The organism is Spirosoma sp. KUDC1026 (genome assembly GCF_013375035.1).
In the GTDB taxonomy this organism is placed as follows: domain Bacteria; phylum Bacteroidota; class Bacteroidia; order Cytophagales; family Spirosomataceae; genus Spirosoma.
Genome location: NZ_CP056032.1, coordinates 2726019 through 2739731, shown reverse-complemented (window position 1 = coordinate 2739731; position 13713 = coordinate 2726019). Strand labels below are relative to the sequence as shown.

10 protein-coding genes are annotated in these 13713 nt (G+C 54.1%); 8 read left to right on the top strand and 2 right to left on the bottom strand.

Annotated features, from left to right (window positions below; translation table 11 throughout):
• Nucleotides 1-8: 8 nt before the first annotated feature.
• Nucleotides 9-146 carry a hypothetical protein gene (locus HU175_RS11485; RefSeq protein ID WP_176566733.1) on the bottom strand — a complete coding sequence of 46 codons (138 nt, stop codon included), beginning with the start codon at nt 144-146 and terminating at the stop codon, nt 9-11.
• Nucleotides 147-801: 655 nt separating this feature from the next.
• On the opposite strand from HU175_RS11485, the gene HU175_RS11480 reads away from it, so the two are divergent.
• The 8 genes from HU175_RS11480 to HU175_RS11445 all read left to right on the top strand — a co-directional run bounded on the left by HU175_RS11480 (nt 802) and on the right by HU175_RS11445 (nt 13152).
• Nucleotides 802-1143, top strand: a complete 342-nt coding sequence (locus HU175_RS11480; protein ID WP_176566732.1) for a hypothetical protein — start codon at nt 802-804, stop codon at nt 1141-1143.
• Nucleotides 1144-1252: 109 nt separating this feature from the next.
• A complete protein-coding gene (locus HU175_RS11475) occupies nt 1253-3235 on the top strand; it encodes a helix-turn-helix domain-containing protein (RefSeq protein ID WP_176566731.1) in 1983 nt (660 codons plus the stop codon).
• 207 nt (nt 3236-3442) lie between these two features.
• Nucleotides 3443-6466 carry a SusC/RagA family TonB-linked outer membrane protein gene (locus HU175_RS11470; RefSeq protein ID WP_176566730.1) on the top strand — a complete coding sequence of 1008 codons (3024 nt, stop codon included), beginning with the start codon at nt 3443-3445 and terminating at the stop codon, nt 6464-6466.
• 71 nt (nt 6467-6537) lie between these two features.
• Nucleotides 6538-8127 carry a RagB/SusD family nutrient uptake outer membrane protein gene (locus tag HU175_RS11465; protein WP_176566729.1) on the top strand — a complete coding sequence of 530 codons (1590 nt, stop codon included), beginning with the start codon at nt 6538-6540 and terminating at the stop codon, nt 8125-8127.
• A gap of 67 nt (nt 8128-8194) precedes the next feature.
• On the top strand, nt 8195-9256 hold the full coding sequence (locus tag HU175_RS11460; protein WP_176566728.1) for a SusE domain-containing protein: 1062 nt from the start codon (nt 8195-8197) through the stop codon (nt 9254-9256).
• Between the two features lie 69 nt (nt 9257-9325).
• Nucleotides 9326-10894: an alpha-amylase family glycosyl hydrolase gene (locus tag HU175_RS11455; RefSeq protein WP_176566727.1), complete on the top strand. Its 1569-nt coding sequence runs from the start codon at nt 9326-9328 to the stop codon at nt 10892-10894.
• Nucleotides 10895-10968: 74 nt separating this feature from the next.
• Nucleotides 10969-12510: an alpha-amylase family glycosyl hydrolase gene (locus HU175_RS11450; RefSeq protein ID WP_176566726.1), complete on the top strand. Its 1542-nt coding sequence runs from the start codon at nt 10969-10971 to the stop codon at nt 12508-12510.
• Between the two features lie 105 nt (nt 12511-12615).
• Nucleotides 12616-13152: a pyridoxamine 5'-phosphate oxidase family protein gene (locus tag HU175_RS11445; RefSeq protein WP_176566725.1), complete on the top strand. Its 537-nt coding sequence runs from the start codon at nt 12616-12618 to the stop codon at nt 13150-13152.
• A gap of 103 nt (nt 13153-13255) precedes the next feature.
• Here HU175_RS11445 and HU175_RS11440 read toward each other — a convergent pair whose 3' ends face one another.
• Nucleotides 13256-13702 (bottom strand): DoxX family protein, encoded by a 447-nt coding sequence (locus HU175_RS11440; protein WP_176566724.1) that lies wholly within the window; start codon nt 13700-13702, stop codon nt 13256-13258.
• Between the last annotated feature and the right edge of the window lie 11 nt (nt 13703-13713).

The window sequence follows — 13713 nt, the reverse complement described above, 5'->3', positions numbered from 1 at the left end:
TTCCTGTACTAGAACAGCCAGCGCAGGACCTGAACACCCAGCCAGGAAGCAATAAAAAGAACAATAAGCCACGTAACGATTGCAGTCCAGTTATAGCGGTGCCAGATATTTGTGTGGGCGTGTTGATAAGAATGCTTGCTGTTCATACCGTAGTCATATTTATCAATAGAGTAACTACGATTTTAACCTTAGTATAGATTCGTATCTATGCGAAAATTTATAGTAAGGTCTGCTTTACAGCTGTTTCCAGAGTTGAACTAAGGCTACTAACGAAAGAACGAGACCTAATATCGTTCCAAAAACAGCCCATTTGGTGGCTTTATAACCTGGCAGTTTCCAGGTGGATACGGCAAAAAAGGCAACGTAGAGAAGGCAAAAGCAAAATAGAAACAGCTTCATAGGCGATACATCAGATCCCGTACAATTACTTACCTTTCAATTAAACATTAGGCAAAATTATGGCTTGATTCAAGCGCCATTGTCTATTTCACTAGCATTTAATGTTTTTCCAATAAGTCACTTTAAGAGGGAAAATACTCAATAGATAATTTCTTTTAAAGTTACCTTTGAGCAACTATTTCGACTTGACACTAACTAAGATCTTTATACGTCTTAACCAACTTCCGCGATAGCGTCGAGCGGGGTGTCCGTGACAAGCTAGTTGCGTAAACCAGTTCCTCCCAACCTAAACTGGAACTGGTAATCAGGTAAGGCTGTCTGAGTTCTCCTTTGTACCCAGGCCCCGTTTCATTACGTAGCCGCAGTGTGAACTCTCAGCCGGCTCTTCTACTCTTCATCACCATGTCGCGCGGTAAACGGGCAAAGGGCAGTCTCTACCCATCTTGTTCTTGCCTTCCTTGTTCTTTTGCCCGTCTCGTTTCTGATCAGCGGCTGGCCGATAGAATAGATCATCACTTGCTTCGGTTTATGCCTTTCGTTGTCTTCCTGCTCATTCCTTATCTGCTCACGGTCCTGAGTAGTCACGTGCTGAACTGGGATCGTATTTTTCAAATGCTTCCTGATGAAACAGCGGGATTTGGCCTCCTGGCTCTATTAAATCTACTACTTGTTGTTTTCCCACTGGCGACGTATCGAGCTATTCGTCAGAATCCTAGCCCGCAATTTTCCTCAATCCGTGTTTAATTAAAGCACGGATTGAGCGAACCCCATCGTTTACCAAACGGTTGTTATTCATATTGACCCTGTATCTGTCGGCAATTTGACCACAGCCAAATACAGGTATTGACCGGGAATGAAGATAGATCGTTGCGGCCTTATTCTGGCTTTTTTCATACTAACATTGACCAGCTGGGGGCAGATCCGGCTCGAAGTAGCTCGCCCCACGTCCCTGCCCCTTGCCGACTCAAGCCTGTATATTGTCGGCTCGTTCAACAACTGGAATCCCGGCGACCCACGGTTTCTGCTTACCCCGCAGGCCAACGGTTCGTACGTTATTCTGCTGCCCGATACGCTACGTCGGTTCGAGTACAAATTCACGCAGGGATCCTGGCAATTTACGGAAGGCAACACGCAGGGGGAGTCGATTCCCAATCGTTTGTATGACCGCACGCAGACCAAAACGCCCCAACGTATTCAGGTTACGGTAGCGGGCTGGGAACAACGCCCAGCCTACCATTTTGTCGTTACGGAATTACCCGTTAACACTCCGCAGGATGCGACCCTGTACATTACGGGTACGTTCAATAAATGGAACCCCGGCGACCCGCGCTATAAACTCCGGCGCCAGCCGGATGGTACGTACCGTGTTACGGTGTATTCGGACCTGCCCCGACTGGAATACAAGTTTACGCGGGGCAACTGGGCATCAGTCGAAGGGCGGGACAACGGAAAATCGCGTCCGAATCGCCGGATTGCGCGGGCTGAAAGCAGAAATCTGGATATCGATGTACGGATTGGCGGCTGGGAAGATCTCACCAGCTCGTTTCAGTTCTATTCGGCCTTCGATCTGGTCATGCTGTTCTCGGTTGTGCTGGCTGCGCTGCTGATCGTCTCCCTCCCTGTTCGAACGGCTCCCAACCGGGCGGCCAATCGCTGGCTCATTACACTCGTTACCTTTAGTGCCGTCTTTACGTTGCTGAAGGTGATTAGCAGCTACCGCGATATTGCCAACGCCTATCCCAAGCTACTACTACTGCCCGATTTCATCTGGTTCTTGTATGCACCGCTGTTTTATTTTTACCTGCGCCGGCGGTTGTTCAACAAACCTCTGCCGAAACGAGGCTGGGTCTATTCATTCATTCCCGTCGTCGTTCAATTTTTTGCCTATCTGCCTTATTTCCTGATGGAGAGCAAGGTGTTTCAATTAAAACTGGTCAACCAGGATACCACGCTGCGGATGCTGTTTTTAGCGCTGGGGTTTCTGGCGCTGGTGTTTAACATAGGCTATTGGCTGGCCGGACGCCGGCTGATTCAGGCTTTCAAAACCCAGGTACTGGCAACAAACTCGTCGGGAGCGGCAGCCCGGTATATGAACGCGGTGCTGGTTATTCAGGCAACCTGCCTCACGCTCTGGCTGTTTCTGTATGGGATTACGGCTGCCAGCCGGATCATTGATGTGGACATAGTGGCCATTGCGGAACAGAACGTCGATATGATCTGGTTGGTTTTTTCCTTACTGACGTATCTGCTTAGCTTCGCGGCTCTCCGCCAGTCGGCCATTGTTCAGTTGCCGCCCGTCAGTCCCCCGGTCGTGGCAGCAACGCCTGACGATACAGTCGCCCCCGTCCGGGTGACTCCGGTGCCGATTGATACCGTGAGCAACATGCCGGCTGATGACACGACAGAACAACTGCTCGAGCGGCTGCCGGAAAGCACCACCCAGACCCAGTCGCTGGCCAAACCAGTAGCGCCTTCCATCGATGTACAAGTTTTTCTGGAGATGATCGAGACGTATATGGACCAGCAAAAACCGTACACCAATCCGAACCTGACCATCCACGAACTGGCGGCAGGGCTGAAGATGCCTTCCCACTTATTGTCGCGGGTGATTAATGAAGGCTTTGGGAAAAACTTCTTTGATTTTGTCAATCAGTACCGGGTTGATGAACTGAAACGGCGCATGAACGACCCGCACGCCCGGGGCTTCACACTCCTTAGTCTGGCCTTCGATGTCGGCTTCAACTCCAAGACCGCCTTCAACCGGGCGTTCAAGAAGTTAACCCATCAGACACCCAAGGAATATTTCCAGATGACCAGCGACGAGCATCCCGCCTAGCGTACCACTTTTCGAAAGAGGCACTCCCCCTCAGAAGCAAAGCCCTGAAAAACAGGGCTTTGCTATTTTATTTGAGGTATTTCCTAAGATTCCTAAAGTGGGACGACAGGCAAAAAAGGGCATGGTACTTTTGTGGGATAATTTTGACCTACGGTTTTTCTGAGGCCAACTTATTAGTCTGATTAAACCATTTTAATTATCCCGACGATGGAAAACTTCTCGGAAAGAGTCCGACGTTCTGGTTCATCGGCCGCCCTATGGCGACTGGCGATGCTGATGTCACTTACTTTCTTCATCAACGTAACAGGTATGGCGCAGGGCATCACCCTGAGCGGCACCGTAAAAGAAACCGACGGCCAAACCCTACCCGGTGTAACCGTTCAACTCAAAGGCACGACCCGCGGTACGCAGACCGACGTGGACGGTAAATACCAGCTCACCAACGTAGATCCCTCGGCTACGCTGGTCTTCAGTTTTATTGGCAAAACATCACAGGAAGTCGTGGTCGGTAACCGAACGACGGTCGATGTAACGCTGGCGGATGACACCAAATCGCTGCAGGAAGTAGTGGTTGTGGGCTATGGTACCCAGCGTCGGCAGGACGTAACGGGATCGATTGCGGCCATCTCCTCGGCTGAGTTTCAGAAAGGGAATATCGTTAACCCCGAGCAGCTCGTGGCCGGTAAACTGGCCGGTGTCAGCATTACGCCCCCCAGCGGTCAGCCGGGCGGTGGCAGCCAGATCCGGATTCGGGGGGGCTCGTCGCTCAACGCCAGCAACGACCCACTGGTCGTTATTGACGGGGTACCCGTTGACAACAACGGCGTAACGGGAGCCTCCAACCCGCTTAGCCTGATCAACCCGCAGGATATTGAAACCTTTACCGTCCTGAAAGATGCTTCCTCGGCGGCCATTTACGGGTCGCGGGCGGCCAATGGCGTTATCCTGATCACGACCAAGAAAGGCCGGGCGGGCGAGAAAACACGCGTTAGTTTCAGCACGTTGCCTACCTACTCGTATAACCCGAAGCAGGTGCCGGTTCTGTCGGCCAACGAATTCCGGGATGTCATCAATCGGGTAGGTACACCCGCCCAGCAGGCGCTGTTGGGTTCGGCTAATACGAACTGGCAGGATCAAATATTCACTCCAGCATTCAGCATCGACAATAACCTGGCCGTAACGGGCTCGATCAAGAATACCCCTTACCGGATTTCGGGCGGTTACATAACGCAGAATGGTACCCTGAAAACCTCAAACTTTCAGCGGTATTCGGGATCGCTGGGCCTGACCCCCCGCTTCTTCGACGACCACCTCCGGGTAGACATTAACCTGAAAGGATCGATCATCAAAAACCGCTTTGCCAATCAGGGAGCTATTGGTGCCGCTGTGTCCTTTGATCCAACGCAGCCCGTGTATGATAGCGAAGCTCCTTTCGGTGGTTTCTACGAATGGCGGAATACGGATGGCAGCCTGAATGCGCTGGCGCCCCGCAACCCGCTGGGTCTGCTTTATCAACGGCAGGACCGGACAGAGGTACAGCGTAGCATCGGTAACGTGCAGTTCGACTATAAATTCCATTTTCTGCCCGAACTGCGGGCAAACCTGAACCTGGGCTACGATATCTCGAAGTCAACGGGTACGAACTTTGTACCGGCCACGGCGGGCGACCTGTATTATCAGGGTGGTCAGAATAACCAGTCGGCTGGTTCACGAAACAACAAAACGCTGGATTTCTACTTCAACTACGCGAAAGACCTGAAATCCATCAAGAGCCGCATCGACGCAACGGCCGGGTATGCCTACCAGGACTTCATCCGGGAGAACCCAAGCTTCCCGAACCTGCGGGCGCAGCCGATTCTGGTTGGTGGCGTACCAAGCAGTGATACGATCAGTGCCGCCGGGGTTCCGTTCCGTACCCAGTACACCCTTATTGGTTTCTTTGGCCGGGTAAACTATACATTCAAAGACCGTTACGTCCTGACGGCCACTGTTCGTCGGGATGGTACGTCGCGCTTCGGTCCGGATCAGCGCTGGGGTACGTTCCCGTCGCTGGGCGCATCGTGGAGCATCAAGGATGAGCCGTTCCTGAAAGACGTGAAAGCGCTTTCGGCGCTGAAACTGCGGTTAGGCTACGGGATCACGGGCCAGCAGGATCTGTCGAACATCTCGAACGACTATCCGTACCTGCCCCGCTATACCATCTCGGACCCGACGGCGCAGTACCAGCTGGGTAATACGTTCTACCGGACGCTGCGGGCCGAAGGCTACGACGCTAACATCAAATGGGAAGAAACCCAGGCCATCAACGCGGCTATCGATTACGCCTTCTTCAACGGCCGGATTTCGGGTAGCGTCGATTTTTACCGCAAAACGACCAACGACCTGCTGTCGACCATTCCGGTGGCTGCCGGTTCGAACCTGACGAACTACATCCTGACCAACGTGGGTAGCCTGCGCAACTCGGGCGTTGAGTTCACGCTGAACACGACGCCCATCCAGCGCCAAGGCCTGAATCTGGACGTAAATTTCAACGTAACGTACAACCAGAACCAGATCACGAACCTGCTGAAAGTACCGAACCCGAACGATCCGGGCATTCTGGTCGGCAGCATCGCCGGGGGTACGGGCAACACCATCCAGATTCAGACGGTGGGCTTCCCAACGAACGCGTTTTACGTGCTGCGTCAGGCCTACAACCCGACGGGCGGACCAGTAGAAGGAGTGTACGAAGATCGTAACGGCGATGGGCAGATCACGGTAGACGACCGCGTGCGGTACCAGACGGCCAACCCACGGGTGCTGCTGGGCTTCACCAGCCAGTTGACCTACCGCAATTTCAGCGCCGGCTTCACGCTGCGGGGTAACGTCGGCAACTATGTGTACAACAACGTACGGTCGAACAGCGGTGCTTACCGGAACTTCACCAACTCGCTGGGCTTCCTGGCAAACGGATCGCCGAACGTCCTGTCGACCAACTTCCTGATCAACCAGTACTTCTCGGATTACTACGTTGAAAATGCGTCGTTCGTGCGGATGGATAACCTGAACCTAGGCTACAACTTCGGCAAGGTAATCGGGAACCGGGCCGCGCTACGGGCGTCGCTGAGCGCGCAGAACCTGTTCGTCATTACCAACTACTCGGGTATCGACCCGGAGGTAGCTGGTGGGATCGATAACAACCTGTATCCCCGCCCCCGCACGTTCTCGCTGGGTCTGAACCTGGATTTCTAAACACATTCCGGACCCTGATTTTCGAACGGTAACGTAACAAAATTGGGCTCCCGCAGACAACGATCTTATCCATGATTACAATAAAAAACGTTTTAAAGACAGGGGTGCTGGCCGCACTAATGGCAACGGCGTCTTCCTGTATCAACGACCTGGACCGGACGCCCACGTACGACGTAACGTCAGCCTCGGTCTATGCTGATCCGGCGAATTATAAACCCGTCCTGGCCAAGCTGTACGCTGTGATGGCCGTGAGCGGGCAGCAGGGACCGGCGGGCAAACCCGACATCAGTGGGATCGACGAAGGAACGTCGAACTACATCCGGCTGCTGTGGACGCTGCAGCAGCTACCTACCGACGAGAGTGTGATTGCCTGGAATGACCAGACCATTCAGGATTTTCATACCATGCGCTGGACCTCGGCCGATGGCTTCATTGCGGGTATGTACAGCCGGATTTTTTACCTGGTAACGGCCTGTAACGAGTTTATCCGCGAAACGACGGACGACAAACTGGCCAGCCGGAATATTACCGGTCAGGCCGCTACGGAAGCCCGGACGTACCGGGCCGAAGCCCGTTTTCTGCGGGCACTGGCCTATTACCACGCCATTGATCTGTTCGGCAGCGTTCCGTTCGTAACTGAAGCCGATGCACCGGGTTCGTTCCTGCCGTCGCAGATTTCGCGGGCCGATCTGTTCACCTACGTAGAGAATGAACTGAAAGCCGTTGAAGCCGAGTTGCCAGCGCCCCGCGCCAGTGAATACGGTCGGGCTGACCGGGCCGCGGCCTGGACCGTACTGGCCAAGCTCTACCTGAACGCGCAGGTATACACCGGTACGGCGCGTTATACCGACGCCGTTACGTACGCTGGTCGGGTGATTCAGGCCAACGCCTACTCGCTGTCGCCAAATTACCAGAGTCTGTTCCTGGCCGACAACAACAACTCACCGGAAATTATTCTACCGGTTGCTTTCGACGGCTTGCGGACGCTGACTTACGGGGGCATGACGTTCCTGATTCACGCGCAGGTGGGTGGTCAGATGCAGGCCAGTCAGTTTGGTATCAACAGCGGCTGGGCGGGGCTGCGGACCACGAAAGCGCTGGTGAACCTCTTCCCGGATGCAACGGGTACGGCCGACAAACGGGCGTTGTTTTTTACCCAGGGGCAAAATCTGGAAATCAATGACCTGACGGCTTTTACGGATGGCTACGCCATTACCAAATACCGGAACGTAACGTCGGCCGGGCAGGCCGGTTCAGACCCGTCGGGCAACTACCCGGATACCGATTTTCCGCTGTTCCGCCTGGCGGATGTGTATCTGACCTACGCCGAAGCCGTTCTGCGCGGTGGTACGGGCGGGGATGCCGCAACGGCGCTCACCTACGTGAACGCACTACGTACCCGCGCTGGCGCTACCGCCGTTACCACAGCCGGCCTGACGCTGGACTTCATCCTGGCCGAACGGGGTCGTGAACTGTACTGGGAAGGCACCCGCCGGACGGACCTGATCCGCTACGGTCGGTTCACGACCGGTACGTACCTGTGGCCCTGGAAAGGTGGTGTTCAGAACGGTCGCTCGGTGGAGGACTTCCGGAACGTGTACCCAATCCCGGCGGCTGATATTGTGGCCAACCCAAATCTGAAACAGAACACCGGTTACTAACTACGGGCCCGGTTCGGGTCACCGGCTCGAACCGGGCGATTACGTACCGCTATAAAACCAACAGACAATGAAATCCTGGTTTAACTACCTATTGATGGCCTGCCTGGCACTGACGATGCTGGCAGCCTGCGAAAAAGATGAGGATCGGCTGATTCTGGCCGAGTCGACAACCCTGGCCTTGACGTCCAGCGCCACGAGCGTATCGCTGAACAGCGGAACCGCTACCAACGAGGCCCTGCGCCTGAGCTGGACACCCGCCGACTACGGCTTTAGTGCCGCCGTGACCTACACGGTTCAACTCGACAAACAGGGTGGTACGTTTGAAGCGCCGGTGAATATCTCGGCGGGTTCCAGCACCTCGCTCAGCGTAACGGGTGCGACGCTGAACCAAAGCCTGCTCCGGCTGGGGCTAGCCCCCAATAACGCTGGCCAGTTTGCCGTGCGGGTTATGGCGGCCATAGCCCGGCCCAGCAGCGATCCGAGCAACATGGTCTATTCCAATGCGGCAACCGTAAGCGCTACGCCTTACCTGGTTATTGTCGATTACCCATCGCTCTACGTTCCGGGCGATTATCAGGGATGGACACCCGCTACAGCGCCCAGGATTGCGTCAGTGAAGGATAACAAAGTATATGAGGGGTACATTTATTTCTCGAAGGCATCGCCCTTCAAGATCACCTCAGCCCCGAACTGGGACAACACGAACTATGGCACGGGTGGTACGGGTAAACTGTCGACCACAGGTGGTGATCTGACCATTGCCGAAGCGGGTTACTACCTCGTTAAAGCAGACCTCACTGCCCTGACCTGGAGCGCTACCAAAACCACCTGGAGTGTAATCGGCGCGGCAACGCCCGGCGGCTGGGATACCGATAGTCCGCTGACGTTTAATCCAGCGACGAACACCTGGACGGCCACGCTGGACCTGAAAGCGGGTGAATTGAAATTCCGGGCAAATAACGCCTGGGACATCAACTATGGTGACGGTGACAGCAAAAACGGTGCGGCTGCGGATGGATTGCTCGATTTCAACGCTGATAACATCGCCGTATCGACAGCGGGTCGTTACCTGGTAACCCTGAATCTGAGCAACGCGGGTAACTACATCTACACGCTGACCAGACAATAGTATTCATCAACCACAAACTGCCTGGTAACGTATCCTGATGCTGCCAGGCAGTTTTTTTGTGCCTTTCTTATGCGTTTTTTCTTTTCACTACTGACGCTGGTAACGCTGTTGTTCAATCAGGCACCAGCTCAGTCTGCCCAGAAAGCCACCGGTCGGACGGGGGTTCATTACGAGATTTTTGTTCGTTCCTTCGCTGACTCCAACGGCGACGGCATCGGCGATCTCAACGGCGTTACCGACAAACTAGATTACCTGAAAGACCTGGGTGTGTCGTGCCTCTGGCTGATGCCCATCAACCCGTCGCCGTCTTACCACAAGTATGACGTAACGGATTATTACGGCATTGATCCCGAATATGGTACAATGGCTGACTTCAAACGCCTACTGGCTGAAGCGCACCGTCGGAACATCAAGGTGATTATTGATTTCGTCATCAATCACACCAGTAACCAGCACCCCTGGTTCAAGGACGCGGCAGCCAACCCGACCAGTCCGTACCGCAACTGGTACGTCTGGATGACACCCCAGCAGATCGACTCCCTCAACCTGGCCACCCGCGAAGCAACCGCCGATTCGGGTGAACGCAGTCCCTGGCACGTAGCGAACAAAAACGCTGATCCAGCAGCGGCCAGATACTATGGCATGTTCTGGAGTGGGATGCCCGACCTAAACTACGACGAACCGAAAGTCCGGCAGGAAATTTACAAGACGGGCCAGTATTGGCTGCGCGACGTGGGTGTCGATGGATTCCGGCTCGACGCGGCCCGGCATATCTATCCCGATCAGGAGGAACCAAAGAACCCGCTGTTCTGGCAGGAATTTGGCCGGGCAATGGCGCAGGTAAAACCGGACGTATACACAGTTGGTGAAGTCTGGACGAAAGCCGAAATCGTAGCGCCTTACTTCAAGGGGTTGACAGCCAACTTCGATTTCGATCTTTCCTTCGCCTTGCAGAAACTGGTAGCGCAGGAGGCCGATACAATGAACGTCGTGAAGATGCTGGCACACAACCGGGCTGTTTTTGGTCAGGCAAACCCGCAGTTTATCGACGCCACGATGCTGACGAACCACGACCAGAACCGTATCGGCAGCGTCCTGAATGGCAATCTGGATCACGAAAAAGTGGCCGCATCACTTCTACTTACGTTGCCTGGTAATCCATACCTTTACTATGGTGAAGAATTGGGGATGCTGGGCCGCAAACCCGACGAAGCCATCCGCGAGCCGTTTCTGTGGGCTCCCCTGGCGCAGGACAACCAGCGTACACGCTGGCAAAAACCCTACTTCTCGAAAGACTCGACCGTGGCCCCCCTGTCGCGCCAGCAGGCCGACCCAAACTCACTTTTTTCGCATTACAAACGCCTGATCCAGTTTCGTAACGGCAATCCGGTGCTGAACGACAACCTGAGTCAACTGGTCGAAACGGGTCTGAAACAAACAGATCTGGTCTCGTTTATTCGCAAGTCCGGTAACCGGTCGGTGCTGGTCGTTCAGAACCTGACGGGCAAACCGGTGACGGCTGCGCTGACCGCGACCGAAAAACCGTTTAAAAAAGTGGTCTTCCAAACGGTGAAAGGAGCTACTGTGGCCGGCAATAATTTGACCATTCCGGCCTACGGTTGTACAATTCTGGAATAATGATACAGGAACCTGTCGAAGCAAACTCAACGCCCTCGTTCGCTGTTAGTCAGGCCATAACAACAATACACTGAATGCAAGCTGACGTTTCTGCTTCGGCAGGTTCTGTACCTAAAAACCAATCACTGGTAGGCCAAACAGGAGTTCACTACGAAATTTTCGTTCGCTCCTTTGCCGACTCCAACGGCGACGGTATTGGCGATCTCAACGGCGTTACCAACAACCTGGATTACCTGAAGGAACTGGGCGTATCAGCCATCTGGCTCATGCCCATCAGCCCCTCGCCTACGTACCACAAATACGACGTAACGGATTATTACGGTATCGACCGGGAATATGGCACGATGGATGACTTCCGCCGGCTCGTCCGGGAAGCCCACCAACGGGGTATTGCCGTCATTATCGATCTGGTCATTCACCATACCAGCATTCAGCACCACTGGTTTCGGGAAGCGGCCAAAGGTCCGGGTAATCCGTACCGGCAGTTCTACCACTGGCTCACCCCCGAGGAGATTAAAGCCCGTAAACTAAATACCCGTGATATTACGGCCGACTCCGGCGAACGGAATCCCTGGCATACTCCGCCGGGAGCCACCTATCGGGAGAAGTACTACGGCATGTTCTGGAGTGGGATGCCCGATCTGAATTTCGACCACCGGCCTGTGCGCGAGGAGATTTTCAAGATCGTCCGCTACTGGCTGAACGACGTGGGCGTTGACGGCTTCCGGCTCGATGCGGCCCGGCACCTCTACCGCGAGTTTGATGAACCCAAGAATCACCAGTTCTGGGAAGAATTTGGTCAGGTGGTCGAAGCGGCCAAACCCGGCGCGTATACGGTAGGCGAGGTATGGACGCGGCCCGAACACATTGCGCCGTACTTCCGGGGTTTAAAAGCCAACTTCAACTTCGACTTGCGCCTGGCAATTGAAGAAATCGTTCGGCGCGAAGATGACACCGAAGACCTGGTTGAGTTTGTGGACTACGTTCATGGCGCCTTTGCTAACGTCAATCCTGCTTTCATCGACGGGCTGATCCTGTCGAACCACGACCAGAACCGCATTGGGAGTCTGCTGAAGGGCAATCAGAATCAGTTACGGGTGGCGGCCAATCTGCTGTTCACCTTACCCGGTCTGCCGTATCTGTACTACGGCGAAGAGATCGGAATGCTGGGCCTGAAACCCGATGAAAGCATCCGGGAACCGTTTCTGTGGGACATACGCGCCCGCGACGGACAACGTACGCGCTGGCGCCGGGGCCGCTACTCAACCAGCCAGACCGTTCGTCCGCTGGCCGAGCAACGGCATGATCCAAATTCGTTGTATTCACACTACAAACGACTGATCCAGTTTCGTAACAGTCACCCGGTTCTGAATGACAACCTCAGCCGTATTGGTCAGACAGGCATCCGGCAGCGGGGCACCATTTCCTTCGTGCGACAAAGCGCCAATGGACAGCGGGTGCTAGTCGTTCATAATCTAACGAAGAAACCGATTTCGGTTGTCGTATCACCCGGCGAGGCCTGGTGTCAACGGGTAGCTTTCGCCACCGCCGAGGGTACTACGTTTAATGCTGGCCAGCTACTGCTGACGCCCTATAGCTGTGCCGTTATCGAGTAGCCGGTTTTGCTAAGTATTGACGGTTTTCCGACAGAATTGAGTTCCTACAAAGACATTTGAGCGCCCAGTGAGTTATTCATATCTTATCTTACTCATGAAGAGACTATGAATAGTATTAACCAACAACAGCCCGAAAAGAACCACGAAGACCTCACCGGCACCGAAGCGGGGAAAAAAATTAAGGAACTAACCGAGAAAGCTGATACCTGCTATTTCTGCACCAAAATCACCACGGGAGAACCATTACGAACACGTCCTATGGCGGTACAAAAGGTAGATGAATCGGGTAACTTCTGGTTTTTAATTGCCAGCGACAGCCACACGCACGCTGATCTGCTTGCGGATAAGAAAGTTCAGCTGCTGTTTCAGGGCTCCGAGTACTCCGACTTCCTGAGTATCTACGGTGATGCCAGCGTTTCGACGGACAAGGCCCTTATCAAAGAATTGTGGAATCCGGCGTTGAAAACCTGGTTTACCGAAGGCGAAGATGATCCGCGGATTACGGTAGTGCAGGTTGATACGCAACAAGGCTATTACTGGGATAACAAACACGGCGATGCCATAGCGTTTGCCAAAATGGCCGTCGGAGCCGTCCTTGGCAAAACACTTGATGATTCCATCGAAGGGACGCTGACGGTGTAAGGGAAAAGCCTCTAAAAAAAGAGTCGGCCGGGAGGGAGACAATGGTAGAGTTCAGAACTCTGGCCTTGTTGCCCCCCTGCCGACTTTCTTTTTATTTCTACAATCAGGCTACCAATCGTTTCGTACTATCGGTAGACCGGGTAAACAGCAGGTTATCAAGGCTGTATCGACCCGGTCCTACCAGGAGCAAGACGACGTATCCGGTCAGGTAAAAGAAGCCAGGGGCGGCATCGCCAAAAATGTCGCCTTCGTGAGCGCTGAATACGATGACCAGCGTCGTAATAATTAGCGGAATAAGGGCCAGACGAGTAAACAGACCCAGGATCAGCAAAACCGAGCACACAAGTTCGGCGAAAATAGCCAGACTTAGTGATACGGCCCCACTCATCCCCAGAAAGCTCATGAACTCATTCTGCCACTCGGAAAAATGAACCAGTTTGGCATACCCATGCGGAATCATCAGGACACCAAACGTCAGGCGAAGCAGCAGCGACGATCCGTTGAGTGCCGCGCTTGCCGACGGCCAGGGTGAAACGAGTGAAGTATTCATGGGCACGAAAG